This window comes from Cystobacter fuscus, assembly GCF_044360685.1.
GTDB lineage: Bacteria > Myxococcota > Myxococcia > Myxococcales > Myxococcaceae > Cystobacter > Cystobacter fuscus_C.
Genome location: NZ_CP043491.1, coordinates 7,321,746 through 7,341,374, shown reverse-complemented (window position 1 = coordinate 7,341,374; position 19,629 = coordinate 7,321,746). Strand labels below are relative to the sequence as shown.

At 65.6% G+C, this 19,629-nt stretch carries 16 protein-coding genes; 7 read left to right on the top strand and 9 right to left on the bottom strand.

The window, feature by feature from the left end; translation table 11 throughout:
* The first annotated feature begins 106 nt into the window (after nucleotides 1–106).
* A complete protein-coding gene (locus F0U63_RS29935) occupies nucleotides 107–1,993 on the top strand; it encodes a M4 family metallopeptidase (RefSeq protein ID WP_395834970.1) in 1,887 nt (628 codons plus the stop codon).
* Between the two features lie 73 nt (nucleotides 1,994–2,066).
* Here the strand turns inward: F0U63_RS29935 and F0U63_RS29930 are convergent, their stop codons facing one another.
* The 3 genes from F0U63_RS29930 to F0U63_RS29920 form a co-directional block, all read right to left on the bottom strand.
* Nucleotides 2,067–4,130, bottom strand: a complete 2,064-nt coding sequence (locus F0U63_RS29930; RefSeq protein ID WP_395834968.1) for a glycoside hydrolase family 97 protein — start codon at nucleotides 4,128–4,130, stop codon at nucleotides 2,067–2,069.
* Between the two features lie 376 nt (nucleotides 4,131–4,506).
* A complete protein-coding gene (locus tag F0U63_RS29925; protein WP_395834966.1) occupies nucleotides 4,507–4,944 on the bottom strand; it encodes a hypothetical protein in 438 nt (145 codons plus the stop codon).
* Nucleotides 4,941–5,846, bottom strand: a complete 906-nt coding sequence (locus tag F0U63_RS29920) for a hypothetical protein (protein WP_395834964.1) — start codon at nucleotides 5,844–5,846, stop codon at nucleotides 4,941–4,943. The genes F0U63_RS29925 and F0U63_RS29920 overlap by 4 nt, the downstream gene beginning before the upstream one ends.
* Before the next feature lie 249 nt (nucleotides 5,847–6,095).
* Here F0U63_RS29920 and F0U63_RS29915 point away from each other — a divergent pair, with 249 nt between their 5' ends.
* A complete protein-coding gene (locus F0U63_RS29915) occupies nucleotides 6,096–7,025 on the top strand; it encodes a transposase (RefSeq protein WP_395834962.1) in 930 nt (309 codons plus the stop codon).
* 240 nt (nucleotides 7,026–7,265) lie between these two features.
* Here F0U63_RS29915 and F0U63_RS29910 read toward each other — a convergent pair whose 3' ends face one another.
* Nucleotides 7,266–7,667, bottom strand: a complete 402-nt coding sequence (locus F0U63_RS29910; RefSeq protein ID WP_395834960.1) for a MerR family transcriptional regulator — start codon at nucleotides 7,665–7,667, stop codon at nucleotides 7,266–7,268.
* Nucleotides 7,668–7,721: 54 nt separating this feature from the next.
* Between F0U63_RS29910 and F0U63_RS29905 the strand changes: the two genes are divergently transcribed.
* The 3 genes from F0U63_RS29905 (at nucleotide 7,722) to yghU (ending at nucleotide 9,718) form a co-directional block, all read left to right on the top strand.
* Nucleotides 7,722–8,597 carry an SDR family NAD(P)-dependent oxidoreductase gene (locus tag F0U63_RS29905; RefSeq protein ID WP_395834958.1) on the top strand — a complete coding sequence of 292 codons (876 nt, stop codon included), beginning with the start codon at nucleotides 7,722–7,724 and terminating at the stop codon, nucleotides 8,595–8,597.
* Between the two features lie 72 nt (nucleotides 8,598–8,669).
* Entirely contained in the window at nucleotides 8,670–8,750 is an 81-nt protein-coding gene (locus F0U63_RS29900; RefSeq protein ID WP_395848447.1) for a PEP-CTERM sorting domain-containing protein, read from the top strand.
* Between the two features lie 110 nt (nucleotides 8,751–8,860).
* Nucleotides 8,861–9,718 carry a glutathione-dependent disulfide-bond oxidoreductase gene (gene yghU / locus F0U63_RS29895; protein ID WP_395834956.1) on the top strand — a complete coding sequence of 286 codons (858 nt, stop codon included), beginning with the start codon at nucleotides 8,861–8,863 and terminating at the stop codon, nucleotides 9,716–9,718.
* Nucleotides 9,719–10,048: 330 nt separating this feature from the next.
* Here the strand turns inward: yghU and F0U63_RS29890 are convergent, their stop codons facing one another.
* On the bottom strand, nucleotides 10,049–13,006 hold the full coding sequence (locus F0U63_RS29890; RefSeq protein WP_395834954.1) for a GH92 family glycosyl hydrolase: 2,958 nt from the start codon (nucleotides 13,004–13,006) through the stop codon (nucleotides 10,049–10,051).
* A gap of 154 nt (nucleotides 13,007–13,160) precedes the next feature.
* Nucleotides 13,161–13,568 carry a sulfatase gene (locus F0U63_RS29885; RefSeq protein WP_395834952.1) on the bottom strand — a complete coding sequence of 136 codons (408 nt, stop codon included), beginning with the start codon at nucleotides 13,566–13,568 and terminating at the stop codon, nucleotides 13,161–13,163.
* Nucleotides 13,569–13,643: 75 nt separating this feature from the next.
* Between F0U63_RS29885 and F0U63_RS29880 the strand changes: the two genes are divergently transcribed.
* A complete protein-coding gene (locus F0U63_RS29880) occupies nucleotides 13,644–14,285 on the top strand; it encodes a hypothetical protein (protein ID WP_395834950.1) in 642 nt (213 codons plus the stop codon).
* Nucleotides 14,286–14,538: 253 nt separating this feature from the next.
* Here F0U63_RS29880 and F0U63_RS29875 read toward each other — a convergent pair whose 3' ends face one another.
* From F0U63_RS29875 to cysC, 3 genes are all read right to left on the bottom strand, one after another.
* The gene (locus F0U63_RS29875; RefSeq protein WP_395834948.1) at nucleotides 14,539–14,994 is read right to left on the bottom strand and encodes an Imm26 family immunity protein; all 456 of its coding nucleotides are present in this window, start codon (nucleotides 14,992–14,994) and stop codon (nucleotides 14,539–14,541) included.
* A 430-nt stretch (nucleotides 14,995–15,424) separates the two neighbouring features.
* Nucleotides 15,425–17,527 carry a sulfatase gene (locus F0U63_RS29870; protein ID WP_395834946.1) on the bottom strand — a complete coding sequence of 701 codons (2,103 nt, stop codon included), beginning with the start codon at nucleotides 17,525–17,527 and terminating at the stop codon, nucleotides 15,425–15,427.
* Nucleotides 17,528–17,680: 153 nt separating this feature from the next.
* Nucleotides 17,681–18,253, bottom strand: a complete 573-nt coding sequence (cysC, locus tag F0U63_RS29865; RefSeq protein WP_395834944.1) for an adenylyl-sulfate kinase — start codon at nucleotides 18,251–18,253, stop codon at nucleotides 17,681–17,683.
* A 178-nt stretch (nucleotides 18,254–18,431) separates the two neighbouring features.
* On the opposite strand from cysC, the gene F0U63_RS29860 reads away from it, so the two are divergent.
* Nucleotides 18,432–19,628: a cytochrome P450 gene (locus F0U63_RS29860; RefSeq protein WP_395834942.1), complete on the top strand. Its 1,197-nt coding sequence runs from the start codon at nucleotides 18,432–18,434 to the stop codon at nucleotides 19,626–19,628.
* Nucleotide 19,629 lies beyond the last annotated feature (1 nt).

The window sequence follows — 19,629 nt, the reverse complement described above, 5'->3', positions numbered from 1 at the left end:
GGGCCCGCGGGGCTGTGTTTTCCATGATTTAGCGGGTGGTCCGCTTTGTGCTCAGGGGGAGTCCCGCCCAACGGCACCTCGCCGTTGTCTAGGAGGCATTCCCCGCTTGGTTCGCACCCCCCGTTTCCTTGCCACCGCGCTGCTCGTCCTGCCCCTCGCCGCTTGCGAGGTGGATTCCGTCCCGCAGCCCGAACTGGAGCCGAAGGTCGACTCCCTCGCCACCATCCACGCCGCGCTCGCGGCGCTGCCCTCCGCGCAGATCGCCGGCGCCGAACTGGACGGCACGCCGTACATGATCACCGGCAAGCTGGGCACCGCCACGGCGGAGAAGGGCCTGGCCGCCAACGCGGGTGGCCGTCTCACCCAGGCGCTGCCCGGCATCGCCTCTGTCTTCCGCCTCAACGCCTCGGACCTCATCGCCAAGCGCTCGCGCACCGACGAGAAGGGCATCACCCACGTGCGCTACGGCCAGACCAAGAATGGCCTGCCCGTGGTGAACGAGGAGCTCATCGTCCACATCGCCGCCAACAACACCGTCATTGCCGCCAACGGCACCGCGCGCGACGGTGAGATCGTCCCCGCCAAGGCCCGCATCTCGGAGGAGGCCGCCAAGGTCGCCGCCCTGGACAGCACCGGCGGCCGGCACCTGGAGCTGGAGGGGATTCGGTTGGTGTACGTGCGCTCGTCCGAGGACAACAAGCTGAAGCTGGCCTATGAGGCCACGGTCATCGGCGAGGCCCGCGATGAGATGCCCATCCGCGACCTCGTGTACGTGAGCGCGCTGGACGGTGGCATCGTGGCGCGCCACGCGCAGATCCACACCATCCGCAACCGTACGGTGTACACGGCCAGCAACAAGACGACCCTGCCCGGCACGCTCAAGCGCTCCGAGAATGGCGCCGCCACGGGTGACGCGCACGTGGACGGCAACTACGACGCGCTGGGCGCCACGTACGATTGCTACAAGGACAACTTCGGCCGCGACTCGTACGACAACAATGGCGCGACGCTCAAGAGCTCGGTGCACTACAGCACCAACTACACCAACGCGTTCTGGAACGGCACGCAGATGGTGTACGGCGACAGCAACGGCACGCAGTCGCTTCCGCTGGGCCTGTCGGGCGACGTGACCACGCACGAGCTGACGCACGCGGTGACCTCGAGCGAGTCCAACCTCACCTACTCGGGTGAGTCCGGCGGCCTCAACGAGGCGTGGAGCGACATCTTCGGCGCCTACTGCGAGAGCTACGCCTCGGGCACCTGGTCCACCAGCGACGCGGTGTTCCTGGTCGGCGACGACGTCTGGACGCCGAACACGCCGGGCGACGCCCTGCGCTACATGGCCGACCCGGCCAAGGACGGCGTCTCGCTCGACTACTGGACCAGCAGCGCGGGCAACGTGGACGTGCACTACAGCTCCGGTATCGCCAACCTGGCCTTCACGCTGCTGTCCAAGGGCGGCACGCACCCGCGCGGCAAGTCCGACACCGTCGTGCCGGCCATCGGCGTGCAGAAGGCCGGAGCGATCTTCTACAAGGGCAACACCGACTACTTCACGGCGTCCACCAAGTACGCCCAGGCCAAGACGTACCTGGAGCAGTCCGCCAAGGACCTCTACGGCGCCGAGTCCCCGGAGCTCGCCGCGGTGTCGGCCGCCTTCATCGCGGTGGGTGTCGGCGCTCCCATCACGCCTCCGACCGGCCAGCTCGTGCAGCTCGACCTGAGCGGGGCCAGTGGCGCCCAGCTGCGCTACTACCTGGACGTGCCGGCCTCGAAGGCCTCCACGTTCTCCATCACCGGTGGTTCGGGTGACGCGGACCTGTACGTGAAGTCGGGCACGGCGCCGACCACCTCCTCGTACGACTGCCGCCCCTACAAGAGCGGCAACGAGGAGTCCTGCTCCGTCACGGCCAAGACGGTCGACACGCGCGTCCACATCCTGCTCAATGCCTACAGCGCCTTCTCGGGCGTGACGCTGGTCGGCAAGTACTGAGAACCCCCCGCCTTCGGGCACCGGGTTGAGGACGAACCCCTGGGAGGCATGGCCCTCCCGGGGGTTTCTCGCTTTATTTGAGTGGCGTGAAGCGGATGGCCTGCCCGCCGCCGGGAGCCAGCTTCAGCTTCAGCACGTCGGTCGAGGTCACCGTCTTCTTCTTCTCGACCACCAGGTCGAAGCGCTTTTCGGTGCGGAAGTCGGCCTGATCTCCGTCGCGGTAGATCTCCGCCTGATAGCGCTTGCCCGCGTCGAGGAAGCTGAGCGGCAGCTCGAGCGTGCGGGCTTCTTCGTCCGTCACCGCACCGACGTACCAGTCCTGGCCATGGCGGTCCTTGCGGGCGAAGGTGGCGTAATCACCCGGCTCGCCGTTGATGACGCGCGTGTCCGCCCAGTCGACGGGGACGTCCTTGATGAATTTGAAGGCGGCCGGATACTTCTCGTAGTTTTCGGGCAGGTCGGCGGCCATCTGGATGGGCGAATAGATGACCACGAAATTGGCCAGCTGCCTGGCTTGGGTCGAGTGGATCGGACGGCCCTTCTGACCGGCGAGGCTCAGGATGCCCGGCGTATAGTCCATCGGGCCGGACAGCATGCGCGTGAAGACCAGATTGGCTTCGTGGTCGGGGGCGTTGATCGGGTTGCCCCAGGCATTGTACTCCATACCGCGCGCCCCCTCGCGTGACACCCAGTTGGGATAGGTGCGGCGCAGGCCGGTGTCCTTGATCGGCTCGTGGGTGTTGACAGCGAGCTTGTACCTGGCGGCCTCGGTCACGGCCTTCATGAAGTGGCGCGTCCCTTCCTGGGAGTCCGAGAAGCCATGGTGGATCGTACCGTCCGCCCCCTTGAACTGCACGGTCCCCGCTTCGGTCACGTAGCCCGACTTGACGCTGTCGACGCCGTGCCTGGCGTAGAGCTTGTAGGCCGCGTCCATCTGGTCTTCGTAGTGGGCGGCATTGCCGCCGGTTTCGTGGTGGCCGATCAAGCGCACGCCCTTCTTCGCGGCGTAGGCGCTCAGCGCCGGCAGGTCGAAATCGGGATGGGACTCCGTGAAACTGAAGTCCCCGCCGTTGCCGAACCACTCGCCGTCCCAGCCCTTGTTCCAGCCCTCGACCAGCACGCCGCGGAAGCCGTGCCTGGCGGCGAAGTCGATGTAGCGCTTGACGTTGGCCGTGGTCGCGCCGTGCTTCGGCCCGGTGCCCCAGGTGCTCTTCTCCACGTGCATCTCCCACCACACGCCGACGTACTTGTAGGGTTTGACCCACGACACGTCGCCCAGCTTGTTGGGCTCATTGAGGTTGAGGATCAGGTCGGACATGTAGAGGCCCGGTGCGCTGTCGGAAATCTGCATCGTCCGCCACGGCGTCGTGAACGGGGCCTGGCGCTCCACGGCGGGCCCGGTGGCGCCTGGCGTCAGATAGGCGCGGAACTTCTGCCCGTCCACGCGGCGCAGCCACATGGAAGCGAAGTCGACCAGAGCCGCCTCATGGAAGGCGATATAGACACCCGTGTCGGTCTTCACCGTCATCGGCGTGTTGGCCAGGGCCACCGCATGGAGCGGTGTCTTCTGCACCGGATACTCGAGGTTCTCTCGTTCACCCGCCACGCTCCACCAGGCGGTGGCTTGATCGGCGACGACGAATTCCGTCAGTTCATCGCTGATCTTCACGCTCTTGAGTTGCGGCTGCTCGGGGAACTCGTAACGGAAGCCGACACCGTCATCATAGATACGGAAGACGACGAGTAGGTGACGATCGCCGCGCGCCTTCTGGACCGCATCGACGCGTAGCTCACGATAGCGGTTGCGCACGAACTGCCGCTCACCCCACGGCTGCTCCCACGTCTCGTCATGATCGCTCACCGACTGTTTCGCCAAGGAGAAAGCGCGGTCGAGCTTCGGCGCGTTGGTCAGGACGAAGCCCAGTCGCGACGGCGCGATGACTTCCTTGCCGTGGCGCTTGACGGTGTAGCCGAGCCGTCCGGTGGCATCCAGCAGCACCTCGACGCTCAGCACGTCGCCGGGTGAGGCGGCTCGAGCGATCACCTCATCGGCGACGGTGGCCGCCGATGCGACCGAACCGCCAAGACACAGACATAAAACGAACGCCAGCTTACGAAGACAGGCAATCACAAGCACACCTCTCATGAGGAAAAGAGGTGCGTTCTATTATGTTGTCCGCGGTGACGGAAGACCAAAAACATCATGTATGGGCATCGGGCTCCATCCTCGCGGAGCGAAAGCAGCTAAAAGTAAAGTATGGGCGGAACGAGGGCGACCTCCACCGGAACCGGCAGCGGTGGAAGGTCGAGCGGTCCCCGGCTGCCAGACCCCCTCCAAGGGCAGCTTCTCGAGGACGGTCCCGTCCGAGCCCAGGCGCATGGCACCACGGAAGCCGGGATTGTCTGCATCCATGACCGGGAAACGCGGCGTGCCGCAGGACTTGCCCGAGGGCGTGAGGCCGTGCTGACGCATGGGTTTGCGCGGGTGCGCTGCCGAGAGTTGCAAGCTTTGGTCAGCTCTGGAGCGCCCCCTCCACCGGCCGGATGACTTCAGTGGCATCTTCCACTGCCACAATCGCCTCGTAAAGCGCCTCGTGGAGTTGTCCGGGGTCCTCGGAGAGGGCGAACCCGAGAGCGGAAGCTGCGCGAGCCTTCGAGAAGAGCCGGAGCACCTCCGGCCTCGTTGCTTCATCGCCTTGCTCATCCAGGCAGAGGTACTCGTCATCGAGCCGGGCCGCGAGGCTCTCGATCTTCCGGAGCAGATCGCGAGCCACCTCCCCACCATGGCGGAGGTGCTCAAGTGCGGCGACGACCTCTTCACCTTCAAGACCAACCCGTGAGGCTACAAGCGTGCAGGCAACCAGCGTGGCCTTGCGTTGGCGCGCGGGTGTCGCCTGCCTGAAGCTTTCGGCCAGCTCGGGAGAGATCGAATCCAAGCGGAACATGATCATGGCACCTTCAACGGCGTCACGGGGACCGCTCCGGCTTCCTCAATGGCAGCCGCGCAGGAGGGACAGATCGGACGAGTCGCGCCGACCTCGAGGAGGCGCAATCCGTACTGCTGAGTGAAGTTCACGATGTCGGCCTCCGCGTGACCAAGGCCCGGAGCGAGCGTCTCTCCTGACTTCAGGAGCACACCCGGCCGCAGGTAGCCACGCGGCTCGCTCGTGCCGATCAGCATGCGCTGTGCACCGCTGGCGTCCTCAGCCAGTCCCACGCCCATCGTGATACGCCCCTGTTGAGCGGAAGGAAGCGCGGCCCGCAGCTCTGCCACTCTGGCGGCTGTTCCTCCTAACTCCGTGGCCCCCGGGCGTACCCCGGCTCCGGCTGCGCTGTCCAGCACACTGCCCATCATCAGGATGCTCAAGACCGAGGCGAGGACGGCGTTCTGCACCCCTTTGAGTCTGGCGGCGCGCTCGAAGCTTTGTGCAAGCACGTGGCGCAGCCTCATGCCGCCCGCTTCGCGAGAGGGAATCAACTCATCGAGGAAGCTCCAGCTCACGGTGCAGGCGGGCAGGGAGGTACACACCAGGCCCAGGGCTTGGTCCGCCAGGGGACCACCCGTGGCGGACACCTGAGTCTCCAACTGGCCGAAGAGTGTCCGGGCACGCGCGTCCCCCCGTTGAGAGTCCGCGTACACCTGCTCAAGGTGCGCGGAACGGTGCACCAGCAACACGTCGGAGCCCTTGGCCCGCAGCCGCCCCTGCTCGTCACAGTACAGGGAGTAGTCGAAGGGAGGCGCCACATCCTGGCGCAGTTGCTCGAGTGTTACCGCCTCGTCCTCATCGCAACTGCTGCCTGCGAGCACCAAGCTGAGTCCCGCCAGCACCAGGAGTCGTACCCAGGAATGCATGGCGTACATTCTTGCACTTGCCCGCACGAAGCCTCAATGCCGCTGTGGCCCCCGAGAGGTGTCCCCGAGAGGTGTCAAAGGACCCCCGAGAGGCCCCGAGAGGTGTCAAAGGACTCGAAACGCGGGACTCAAGCCAGAACGAGGCGTGGAGTGGACGGTGAAACCCACCTGCTTCAAGTGCTTCCGCGGACTTGCGAGTTGGCGCGCGCGGTGCATCCGGCCTCGATGTGCTTACGAGGGGGGAAGGGGATGGGTTGGCCGCTGAGGATGTTCCAGGAGGAGGGTTACTACTTCGTCACGTCCAGGTGCTTCCAGGGGCGACTGTTGCTACGCCCCAGCGCGGAGGTGAACGAGGTGGTAGGAGGGGTGCTGGCGCGAGCCGTCCAGCAGAGCGCGGGCACCATCCGGCTGTACGCCTTCACCTTCGCCTCCAATCACTTCCACTTGTTGGTGTGGGCGCGAGGGGCCTCGCTCGCCGGCTTCATGCAGTATCTGCGCACCAACCTGTCCAAGAAGGTGGGCAAGCTGGTGGACTGGAGTGGAGGTTTCTGGGAGCGGCGCTACTCAGCGGAACCGGTGCTGGTCGACACGGCACTGTTGGGCCGGCTGCACTACGTGCTGGCCCATGGGGTGAAGGAGGGCCTGGTGGAGAGGAGTGCGGAGTGGCCGGGGCTCACGTGCCTGCCGCAATTGCTGGGGCCGGCGCGCAGAGTGTTCCAGTGGTTCAACTGGACGAAGCGCTGGAGCAACCGGGGAAGCGAGGACATGGCGGGTGAGGGGCGCTTCGCACAGGAATGGGCCGAGCCGGTGGAACTGGAGCTCGCGCGACTGCCGTGCTGGGAAGGACTGAAGGAGGAGCAGAGGCAGCGTGCGGTGCGGGGGATGGTGGAGCAGGTGGAAGCCAAGGCTCGAACCCGGGGCACGCCTGTGCTGGGGGCGCGAGCCGTGAAGGCGCAGCACCCGCATACCCGGCCCGAGCACCTCAAGAGGAGCCCGAGGCCGTTGGGCCATGCCTCCACGAGGCAGGCATTGAAGGAGCTACGCGAGCAATATCGGGCCTTCGTCGCGGCATTTCGAGAGGCGGCGGTGCGGTGGAGACGGGGGGATTTCTTGGCTTGCTTTCCTCCCTTCTCCTTCCCGCCGCGTGTCGCACCTACTCGAGTTGCTCAAGTTCTTTGACACCCTCTCGGGGCCGCGTGTCGCACCTACTCGAGTTGCTCAAGTTCTTTGACACCCTCTCGGACACCCTCTCGGACACCCTCTCGGGACAGAGCTCAAGTTCTTTGACACCCTCTCGGAGCTCAAGTTCTTTGACACCCTCTCGGGGACACCCTCTCGGGGACACCCTCTCGGCAAGTTCTTTGACACCCTCTCGGCACCCTCTCGGGGCTGTGCCGTGCCTGTCTCTCCTGGGGGTCGTCAGCCGCGCCGCCCGACCCATAGCCCCGCGGCCGTGCCCGCGGCGAGGTGCTTCTCATAGCTCGCGACCTTCGCGTCGATGAGCTCCCGCGCGCGCTGCAGGTCGGCGAGCTGTGCGGCGATGCGCTCCTGGTGCTCGCGGAGCACGACGAGGCGCTCGCGCTCCGTGCCCTCGCCCTTGCGGATGAGGCGAGCGAGCTTCGCGATCGTCGCGAGCGGCATGCCGGAGGCGCGGAAGATGCGGCAGTTCACGATCCACGCGACGTCGGCATCGGTGTAGACGCGGCGGCCGCCCCCGTCCCGCGTGACGGGGAGGGTCAACAGGTTCTCGCGCTCGTAGAGCCGGAGCGCGTGCACCGAGAGCCCCGTGCGCTTCGACACTTCGCCAATCGAATAGGTCATGCCGGAATCCTAGCTGCTTGACCTAGACCGCGGTCTAGCTCGTAGCCTCGTCGCATGACCTCAGCACTCCTCCCCAAGGCACTTGACGTCGTCTCCGGTATCGACCTGGCCGGCCGCCTCGCGATCATCACGGGCGGCCACTCCGGACTCGGACTCGAGACCACGCGCGCCCTCGCCTCCGCGGGTGCACGCGTCGTCGTCGCGGCGCGTGACACCGCCGCCGCGACTCGCGCGGTCGGCGACATCGCGGATGTCGCGGAACTCGATCTCGCCGACCTCGGCAGCGTGCGCCGTTTCGCGGACTGCGTTCTCGCCTCCGGCCCGCCCGTGCACTTGCTCATGGCCAACGCGGGCGTCATGGCGATGCCCGAGACCCGTGTCGGTGATGGCTGGGAGGCACAGTTCGCCATCAACCACCTCGGGCACTTCGCGCTCGTGAACCAGTTGTGGCCAGCGCTCGTGAAGGCGGGAGGGGCGCGCGTCGTGGTGACGGCCTCCGGCCTGTCGCGGATGCACTGGGAGGACCCGCAGTTCGAGCGGGGCTACGACAAGTGGGCGGCCTACCTCCAGTCGAAGACCGCGAACCGCCTCTTCGCCGCCTCGCTCGACCGCCGCGGCGCCCCGCATGGCCTGCGCGCCTTCTCGGCGACTCCCGGCTACATCCTCACGCCGTTGCAGCGGCACCTCAGCCGCGCGGAGATGGTCGAGGCCGGCTGGATCGATTCCTCTGGCGCTCCAGTGGATCCGTCGTTCCGATCACCCGAGCAGGGTGCGGCGACCCAAGTCTGGGCAGCCACGTCGCCCTCGCTTGTTGGGAAGGGTGGGCTGCACTGCGAGGACTGCGCGGTCATCGGGCCGGCGCAGTCGGGGTTGCCCGAGGAAGAGGCCGAGCGATTGTGGGAATACTCGGTGGGGCTCGTCGGCGATTAGCCCCCAGCGGAGGGGACCCGTGAATGCCTCCACATAAAACACTCACATCTTCCTTGGCAGCAACGGCATGATGTGCCGGAACCAGGCAGCATCACGCTGCTTGGTCTGGGCCTGGCGGGCTTGGCCGGGATGCGCCGCCGCAAGGCCAGGTGAAGATCGCCTGGCTCGCCGACAAGACCCAGGACAACAGCATCTCTCCGGCAAACCCGCCGATTTTCCGGCATCATCGCTCTCCCAGATAGAACTCACACAAGGAGAACACGATGACCGGTAGCAGCTCGAACCCATTCTCGCCTTACGTCCCGCCACGGGTCTGGTCCCCGGCCACCCCGTCGGGCGGCGCCTTCGCCAACATCAACCGCCCGATCGCCGGCGCCACCCACGAGCAGGAACTGCCGATCGGCAAACACCCGCTGCAGCTGTATTCGCTCGGCACACCGAACGGCCAGAAGGTCACCATCATGCTCGAAGAGCTGCTCGCGGCTGGCCACAGCGGTGCCGAATACGACGCCTGGCTTATCAAGATCAACGAAGGCGCCCAGTTCGGCAGCGGCTTCGTCGCCATCAACCCGAACTCCAAGATTCCGGCGCTGGTCGACCGCAGCGGGGAGACGCCCGTGCGCGTGTTCGAGTCCGGCTCCATCCTGGTCTACCTGGCCGAGAAATTCGGCGCCTTCCTGCCGAAGGACATCCCGGCGCGCACCGAGACCTTCAACTGGCTGATGTGGCAGATGGGTTCGGCGCCCTTCGTGGGCGGCGGATTCGGCCATTTCTATGTCTACGCGCCAGAAAAGATGGAATACCCGATCAACCGCTACGCGATGGAAACCAAGCGCCAGCTCGACGTGCTCGACCGCCTGCTGGCCGAGCGTCGCTTCGTTGCTGGCGACGAGTACACGATTGCCGACATGGCGATCTGGCCCTGGTACGGCGGCCTTGTGCTGGGCGAACTGTACGGCGCCGCCGAATTCCTGTCGGTACACAACTACCAGCAGGTGCGCCGCTGGGCCGACGAAGTCGCCGCCCGTCCGGCCGTGATCCGCGGCCGCAAGGTCAACCGCGTGCGCGGCGCGCCGGATGAGCAGGTAGCGGAGCGCCACGACGCTTCGGATCTCGATTGATGCAGCCGCTCCACCTCGCCTTGCATGGGCGGCGGCAACGGTTCGAAGCGCACGCCGCCTTCTCGCGGCACGAAGACGCCGTCCGGTAGCACCCGCATACCCGGCCCGAGCACCTCAAGAGGAGCCCGAGGCCGTTGGGCCATGCCTCCACGCGGCAGGCATTGAGGGAGCTACGCGAGCAATATCGGGCCTTCGTCGCGGCATTTCGAGAGGCGGCGGCGCGGTGGAGTCGGGGGGATTTCCTGGCCTGCTTTCCTCCCTTCTCTTTCCCGCCGCGTGTCGCACCTGCTCGAGTTCTTTGACACCCTCTCCGGACACCCTCTCCGTTCTCTACGGCCCGATCTGGATGTCGTCGATGAAGCCGCGGAAATTGCCTGTCGAATCCGGCCGATCGAAGCCGACCAGAATCCTCTTGACGGTTTTTCCTGCCGCAACTCTGCCGATATCGCTCTGCACCAGGTTCCAGCTGTCGCTGACCAGGCGGCCGCCTTTTCCTTGCAACTCCGGGTGCACTCTGACGCCGTGCTGATCGACTGCACCGGAGTCACGCAGACTGGTGCCGTCGTGGAATATCAGGTCAATGGCGACATAGGTGCTGCTGCTCCCTTGCGACTGGGGATAGATCCAATAACTCAGTCGCGTTGAGCTGGTCACAGGTATGTTCACGTCGAAGATCCTGTTGTAGGAATAGGAGCCGCCTTCGGAAGCATTGTCCGTCCCCGCGTAGAGCAGAGCGGTTTTGCCACTGTGCGCCTTTTCGGTTCGGGTGGATGACTCCATGTGGTCCATGTTGCAGCAGTAGCCGCTGACATTTCTCGAGGCCTTGGCATTCGTGAAGAAGTCCAGGTCTACCTTGTCATTCCAATCCGGCTGGCTGAAGATCGACTCGAAGTCCGCGAAGAAGCTCTGCTGGCTGAGGCTGGACCGCGGACCGTCGAACGACGGCGGAGCGTCCGAGGGGTTCGTACCCCACCCGAAGTTCGCAGTCCCAGCGAGCTGGAATTCGAGGGTCGTGTCCCCGTTCAGGGATGACAGGGGCAGCCATGTCCTGGTCGACGGTTGTCCGTTGACCTTCAGGCCGTGGATATAGACGCCGTTCGCTCCAGCACCGTTGCTGTTGAGCGTCAACGTATGTCCGTTGCCCATCTTTATCTGCACGGACGGGAACAAGGGAGAAGTGATGGCGAATCCGCCGAGGCCTGGAATCGAAGGGTAGATCCCGAGGGCCCCCCACAGATACCATGCCGACATCGCGCCCAGGTCGTCATTGCCGGCAAGGCCTTCGGGCTTGTTCGAGAACAGCTCGTTCATGATGCGCCGGACCAGCGCCTGGGTCTTGTAAGGCGCGCCCGCATGGTTATAGGCCCAAGGCGCCCAGAGTTCGACCTCGTTGCTCATGAACGCATAGCCCCCCTGACTCTCCCCACCGTCGTTCAGTTTCTCGAAGTGGCGATCCAGTCGCGCAATCGCTTTTTCGTTCCCGCCCATGCGGTCGATGACGCCGCGATAGTTGTGCGGCACCATCCAGACATATTGCGAGGCGTTTCCTTCCAGCCAGCCCGCCGCGACATTCGGGTTGTAAGACTCATACCAAACACCATCCTCCCGACGCAAATGCGCGATATCACTGTAGTTGGAGTAAAGCGTCTTCCAGGACTGTGCGCGCTGCAGATATTTGTCGCGGCGGACGGTATCGCCCAGTGCGTCGGCGAAGTGTCCGATCGCGGCATCAGCAACGGCGTATTCGTAGGTGACGGCACCGGGAGCCCAAGCGTTGACCGGAACAAAGCCATAGACAAGGTAGCGGTCGAGGTCTTGCCGGGCCAGACAGTTGTTCGTCGGTGACGTCCGGAGTCCCGGCTTCGTCGCGGCGACATCGATCACCTCGAGGGCGGTCGCTGCATCGAACTGACGCCCGCCGAAGGCATGGATGCTGGAGACGATGGCTGCCCCCGGGTCCCCGATCATCACGCAGGAGTCGTTGTTCGCCACCGGCCATTTCGCGAGTCCACCGCCTCCGGCCTGCGCATCGACGATCAAAGAACGGGCCATATCGCTCGCGCGTTTCGGTTCGAGCCATGCGACCAGTTGGATCTGCGAACGGTAGATGTCCCAGCCTGAATAATTGGCGTACTTGTTCCAGCCCTGCGCGGTATAGGTCTTCCCATCGAACCCGATGTACTCGCCGTTCACGTCGTTGAAGACGTTGGGGTGCAGTTGGGTGTGATACAGGGCCGTGTAGAACGTTTCCCGCTCGGCGACGGTCCCCCCCGTCACCCAGATCTTGCTCAGTTGGTAGCGCCAGGTATTTGCCGCGGTGTCTCGGGTGGCGTTGAAATCCCACCCGGGGTTCTCGGCCTCGAGGTTCTTCCGGGCATTCGCCATGCTGACGTACGAAACGCCGACGCGCATCTGCACCTGGCCGCCGGCCGAGAACCGCACCCAGCCGCCGTTCTGCTGAGCAGGCCCCACACGTCTCACGCCCGGAGAAACCGAGTCGCCCTGATAAACACCGAACTGGTCGAACGACCGATCGAACTCGCCGTAGACGTAGACGGTGTAGGGGCCCTTGGTGCCTTCCTGGGTGCAAATGCCGTTCGTGGTGATCGCACCCTGGAACGCACGCTCGCCGAGCAGCTCCAGTTGCGCACCCTTGGCGCCGCCACCCGTACGACCGATGTTCAAGAGAACCGTGCCGGCGCTCGGGAACTGGAACCGGGCCAGGCCGGTCCGCAGCGTGGCCGTCAGCTCGGCATTCACGCCGTTGTTCATGCCTACCCGATAGTATCCCGGGATGGCTTTCTCATTCGTGTGAGAGTATCCGACCTTGTAGTCGTCGAGATGCGTGCCCGGAGATCTTCCAATGGCGCCGACGATCGGAAAAAACGAAAGATCTTGTGCAACCTGGCATCCTGGCCCGCTGATGTGGGTCAAGCTCATGCCCTTCAAGCTGCCACGGTCATATCCATAGCCACCGTATGCCGTGAAGTCTTCGTCTCCGTAAGTCGTGTCGGGGCTGAACTGCACCATGCCGAACGGCAGGGTGGCACCGGGAAACGTGTTGCCGATCGCGCCTCTTCCCGTGCCGTCCTTCGTTCCAATGAAGGGATTGACCCAACGCAGGATGTCGTCGTCTGCCGCCGCCGCGGAAATTTCTTGGTTCGGTGCTGTTCCGGCGTTGGAAGAAAGGCTTTGCGCTTGGCTTCCTTCTTTCTCCGCGCCGCCGCATCCGACCAATAGAAGAGCGGAAATGGCGCTTGATACCCGCCGCAAGTCCAACAGGCGCATCTTGGCTCCAGAAAGGGATGGATGACGCATTTGATGGCGTCCACTGCAATATGACGAAAAGCAATCAGGGTTCAGCCTGATTTTCACAGAATTCTTGTTAATCCGTCAATACAATTTCTTCGATGGAATTTCCAATGTCGAGGGGATTGAAGAATTACTGGGGGGCGGCAACGGTTCGAAGTGCACGCCGCCCTCCCTCCGCGCGAAAGCACCGTCGGAGCGCGGGCAGTTCCTCCAGCATGGCAGGCTCCCGCTCTGGCGTGAGCTGGGAGGCCAGCGAGCGCCCCTGGAAGCGCGCCGGAGTCTCCACGCCCAGCAGCTCCAGCAGGGTGGGCGCCACGTCGATGGCCCGGGCACGCGTGGCCACCTCCCGGCCCTCCGCCACCTTCCCGGGCCAGCGCAGGATGAAGGGCACGCGCAAGGCCTCGCCGCCCCACAGGTGCTCCCCATGGCCCATTCCCCGGTCGCTCTCCTCCAGGTGCTCGCCATGGTCCGACAGCACCACCACCAGCGTGTCCTCCGCGGGCCCCCGCCGCTCCAGCTCCTCCATCGTCCGCCCCACGAATGCGTCGAATGGCGAGCACGCTCGCGTCGTAGTTGGTCACCAGCGCCGTGCTCGGGCGCTTAGACTTGCCCCATGGGCGTGTCCTTCTTCTGGTTGTCTCTCCGCATCCCTCCCGAACTCACCACCAGGGTCGCCACGCGTTTCGCCGAGGCCGTGGCTGCCTCGCCCGTGAGTCCGACCGCGCAGCGGGTGCTCGAGCGCTGGCGCGAGTCTCCCGACTCCCTGATTCCTGAGTTCGTTCCGGATCCCGCTCGTCCCGGTGCGCTGACGCATGCCGAGGGGACCGTGGATTTTGAGGAGTTGTTCCGCCCGGAGGCACTGAGTGGATTCGGGCGAGAATTCTTCCTGAGAGGGGTAGCGCCTGAGGAATGGGGCATCGAACTCGACTGGGAGCGTGCAAGCATCATCATCACCGACCGCATTCCAGCCGCCGCGGCCTTGTACTTCGGACTGGGAGCGGAGCGAGTGGCACGACTCCCGGGCCACTTTGGCGCCCTCTTCGTGGCGCCGAGCGATGTCGGTCAGGTCCTGCCCCTCGTGGACTCCGTGATCGAAACACCCTCGCCGGAGATGCTCACGCGAGCCCGGCGCTGGTTGGACCGTGGCAATAACGAGTTCACCCAACCCGAGGGGCTGTTCGCCTTCATTCCCCGCGCTCTGCGGACCGCGCACGCACGGCATGAAGGATTGTTGCTGCTCACGGCCAGAGGTTGAGCGGCTGTTGCACGGAAGCTGAACCTCCGCGCCGACCGAGCGAGGTGAGCCAGAAGGCAAAACCATGAGCCCGGCTGCCGCGGGCCGACCGAGCCTCAAGGCAGTGTCCTGCGGTTGAAGAATCACCTCTTCCTCGAAGTGAAGATCGATGATGTGAACCAGCAGCCCTGGGCGTGGACGGGCACTTCATTCAGGCTGACACTGGAGGTTGAGCCGCTCCATGCGCTCGTCCGCCCTGACTGTGAGAGACTGCCTATTTCAGGCGTACTTTCAGGTGCTCCACCGTGGCGTTGGGCCGCCTCATGAATGTGTCGAGCAGGCGTTCTTCGACTGCCTGCTGTTCCCAAACAGCCATTTGCTCCAGTCCAATACACTCGTGGGGTTCGGCACTCCTCGAATGACCGTCCAGGTCGAAGATCGTGCAGTTGCGGAAGTCCAATATATCCTGTCTGAATGAGATAATCGGTTGAGTCAGCGGTTCCTCAAGATCTCTCCACCCGATGACCTCCCACAATTTGGGATCCAAATGACGGACAGCCACCTTGAAGAGGATGAGCTTGGATGCAATCCGATCGAGATCTGTATCAGGGCTCTCCGTCTTGTAGTTGTAGAAGGCATCATGCGTTCGCGTCAGTGCCCTCCCGTAGCCGAAAGAGCCGTCCGAGAGGCGGATTCTCAAAAACGTCCCTGGCCTATAAAATCTCGGCATTCGCGCCATTTCTAATACCCTGTGTAAGAGTAAAGTTGACCCCACCGCTCCTTGGCAGCGTCGTGAAACCGTCTGCCCCACGGATTGTCTTTCGCCACGCTGCGGATGACATTCTCGGTCCGATAGCGCTTCTCGGTGTCAGACCAGGCACCACCAAGAGAATCAATCAACTGCTGCTCTCGTCCGCGAATCCGCCAATATGCGACGTCATCATATCTTTTGCTGTAGTCAATAGCGCTCCCAATACAGAGGGCCCCTGGCGCCGCAGCCCCAACAATGATGGGGGAAGCCGCCAGGATTCGACACACGAAGTTCGAAGCGGGGGAGCCATCATCAGAGGGAAAACTGGGGGTGAGCTTCTAATCCCAAGGGAGGGCGGCTCCACCCTGAGTGGCTTCGATTCCCGCCGCCTCCACGCCGTGGCGGAGCGTCAATACGATTCGGTGGACTCACCCCAGGTGCGCTCCCGGTGGAGCCGGGCGCGTAGTTCGGCCACCACCTCGGGATGCGCGGCGGACACCTCGTGCCGCTCCTCGGGGTCCGCTCGGACGTCATAGAGTTCCACGCGCAGCCCCTCGCGCGTGGGCAGTTCCAATAGCTTCCAGCGGCCCAGGTAGAGACCCCGGTGCCTGGCGCGCTCCACCGTCTCCTCCCACTCGGGCTTGAGCGAGAGGTCCCCCGTGCCGGGCTCCGCCCTCATGGTCTCGTAGAGCCAGGGGTAGGGCAGGCGGAACTGTTGGTAGCGCTGGCCATCCCGATCCGAGAACCAGAGGTCCGTCTCGAGGAGCGCGGGCAACTCCTCCAGCACGGCAGGCTCCCGCTCCGGCGTGAGCTGTGAGGCCAGCGAGCGCCCCTGGAAGCGCGCTGGGGCCTCCACGCCCAGCAGTTCCAGCAGGGTGGGCGCCACGTCGATGGCCCGGGCGCGCGTGGCCACCTCCCGGCCCGCCGCCACCTTCCCGGGCCAGCGCAGGATGAAGGGCACGCGCAGCGCCTCGCCGCCCCACAGGTGCTCCCCATGGCCCATTCCCCGGTCGCTCTCCTCCAGGTGCTCGCCGTGGTCCGACAGCACCACCACCAGCGTGTCCTCCGCGAGCCCCCTCCGCTCCAGCTCCTCCATCGTCCGCCCCACGAACGCGTCGAAGGCGAGCACGCTCGCGTCGTAGTTGGCCACCAGCGCCGCCTTGTCCGAGTCACTCGGGGACACGCGCGGTGGCTCCATCTGGGGCGTGGCCCCGAAGCGCCAGGGTCCCCGCTCTCCAGGCGCGAGGAACTGGCCCTCGTGCGGATGCGGCGCGGCGTAGGGGAAGTGCGTCACCGAGGCGAACACGAGCAGCGCGAAGGGCTCGTCGGAGCGGAAGCCGTCGAGCGCGCGGCGGGTGCTCGCCGCGAGCGGGGAGGGGTCGGTGAGCTCGGGAAATTGCTGCCGCTCGGGGAAGAACGAGGGCACGAGCGCGGTCCACGGCAGCAGCGTCACCTGGGTGATGAGCATGCGCTGGCGGATGAGCTCGGGGAAGTTGAAGGCCGGGGCGCTCACGTGCTCGAAGCCCAGCGGCAGGCGCGAGAAGATGTCACCCGCGTAGTCGGACAGCACCTCCGTCCGCCAGCCCGCCTCGCGCAGCGCGGTGGCGAGCGTGGGAAAGGATTGAGCGCGTGCCTCGGGGCCCACCATGGTGTGACGGATGGGGTGCTGGCCCGCCCACTGGGAGCTCAGCAGCGTCGTCCACGAGGGCCCCGTGCGCGGAATCTGCACGAGCGTCTCCTCGAAGTGACTGCCCTCGCGCATGAGCCGATCGATGTTCGGCGACGTCAGGCGGGGATAGCCGTTGCCCGAGAGGTGGTCCGGCCGCAGCCCATCCGAGGCGAGGATGAGCAGGTTGGGGCGGCGGGGCCGCTCGGAGGCCACGGGGCCGGGGTTCCACGCGAGCAGCAGTCCCATGAGGAGCGCGCCCAGGACGGCCACCCCCAAGGGCTTCAGCGCGGCCGGCGCGCGCCGCGGCGTCCGGACCTCCCCTCGGCGCTCCCGCCCGAGGCGCCAGAGCGCCAGCACGGGGGAGATGGTGATGAGCAACGCGGCCAGGGCCCGCCAGGGCGCGGGAGACGTCTGGCTGACCGCCAGCAGCAGGGCCCGTGTCCATTCCGCGCGGGTGTAGAGCGTGGCGGCGTAGAGGTGGGGATGGTGCGCCATGTCCCCCAGGAGCGCGAGCAGCGCGAGGAGCAGGCTTCCGCCGAGCCCCCACAGGAAGGCCGCGCTCCAACGCTTCACGCCCACTCCCCACGCGCCCAACCCCAGGCCGAGCCCCGCGAGCAGCCCCAGCACCGTATGGGCCGTGAGCAGGCGGGCCACCTGACCCAACACCACGTGCCGCCACTCCCGCCACACCAGGGCGGTGAGTTCGGTGTTCTCATTGCCCTGATAGCCCAACTGCATGTTGAGCACGGCACACAGGGTATAGAGGCCGATGAAGGCGCACAGCCCGCCCCGGCAGGCCCAGGTGAGCACACGCACGAAAGGGAGCGGAGTCGCGGGCCTCATCTCTCTGGAGAGGTGCTCATCGGGCAAGCGGTTGACACCCCCTCGCCTGAATTTCAGGCGACCCGCCGGGTGATGTCCGACACCTCGGAGAGAGGCGAGCGGGCATCCTGGGCTCGTCTGGTTGCTCGGGCAGGGTGTCCCAGCGGACAGGATTCATCGAGCCGGCGCGGTCAGCCCCCGCTGCTCGAGAACCGCGAGGACGCGGGCCACGCTCATGTCCACGCTCTCCGAATCACTTCGGATCAAGAGCTCGGGCGACTCGGGCGGCTCGTACGGATCCGAGATGCCCGTGAAGTGGGGAATCTCACCCGCCAGGGCCTTCTTGTAGAGCCCCTTCACGTCTCGACGGATGAGGACCTCCAGGCTGGCTTGCATGTACACCTCGAGGAAGGGGATGCCCTCCTCGGCCGCCAGCCGCCGCACCTCGTCGCGCGAGTCGCGATACGGAGAGATGGCGGCGGAGAGCACCGCGATGCCATGCCTGGCGAGCCGCCGCGCCACGAAGCCGATCCGCCGGATGTTCTCCTCGCGATCCGGCCGGGTGAACCCCAGCCCGCGCGAGAGGAAGTTGCGGATCTCATCCCCATCGAGGATGTCCACGGAGTGCCTGGGCACCAGTCTGCGGCCGACCTCCACCGAGAGCGTGCTCTTGCCCGCGCCGGACAGGCCCGTGAACCAAAGGATGAAGCCTCTCGACCGGACGGCGTCGTCCCCTGATGGTTTCACCACTGCCTCACGTCCCAATCACCCTCGTCTCGAAAGCCGAGCGTCCAAGGTACCACGACCCATGTCTCTCCACATCGAGATGCCGGGCGAGTGAGGTCGAGCTCCGCGCGGGGGGAGGGCGCATTGCCGCCGGTGCGAGGCTGGACCTATCCTCCAGGTCCTTTCTCGAGTCCCCTTCATGACCCATCGACCCCACGTCTACGCGCCCGAGATCTGGAACAACCCACACCCCTTCTATGCGGCACTCCGGAGGGAAGCGCCGGTGAGCCAGGTGGAGCCGGGAGGAATGTGGGCGGTGACCCGCTATGAGGACGTGCTCTACGTCCTCAAGAATCCGCAGCTCTTCTCGTCCGAGGGCTTCCGTTCCGCCGTGCAGCCGGCCTGGCTCGAGCAGCGCAACCCGGTGATCGACTCCATCCTGATGATGGATCCGCCGACCCACACCCGCTTGCGCTCACTCATCACCCGGACCTTCTCGGCTCCGGGCGTGGCCCGCCTGGAGTCTTCCATCCGCGCCTCGGCGGAGTCGATCGTCGCCGACATGCTGGCGCGCCGCCGGGTGGACTTCGTCGAGTCGATGGCCCTGGCGCTGCCCTCGCGCGCCATGGGCGTGCTGCTGGGGCTGGATGCCTCGTTGGCGCCGCGCTTCAAGAGCTGGGCGGACGCGGTGACGGGGGTCGGCATCATCCCCGCGGACGCCACGGAGCGACGGGCCGAGCTGGTCGCGGCCCTGGACGACATGAAGCACCACCTGACCGGCGTCCTGGAGCTGCGCCAACGCGAGCCCGGCAATGACGTGGTGAGTGATCTGCTTCAGGCCAGGGCGCAAGGCGGGGTGATGTCGGATGACGAGCTGATGGGCTTCCTCGTCCTGCTGCTCGTCGCGGGCCTGGAGACGACGTATGACTTGCTGGGGCTCTGCGGGCTGACGCTGGCGGACAATCCAGACATCTGGGCGCGGCTGAAGAAGGACCGGACGCTCGTGCCCAGGTTCGTCGAGGAGGTGCTGCGCTTCGAGTCCCCCTCCCAGTCCACCATCCGCACCACCACCCAGGAGACGGAACTGGGCGGGGTGAAGCTGCCCAAGGGGGCCACGGTGCTCGTGCAGTTCGTCTCGGCCAACCGGGACGAGTCCGTCTACCGCGACGCCCACCGCTTCGACATGGATCGCACGGGCGTGCCGAGTCTGGCCTTCGGCCAGGGCATTCATTTCTGCGTGGGGGCTCCCCTGGCACGGCTGGAGGCGCGCCTGGCCATGGAGGTGCTGCTCGAGCGGTGTGACCGGCTGGTGCGCGAGCCCGGTCCCGTGACGTGGAACGTGGCGGTGACGACCCGTGGGCCCGCGGTGCTCCCCATGGAGCTGCACCCGGCCTGAG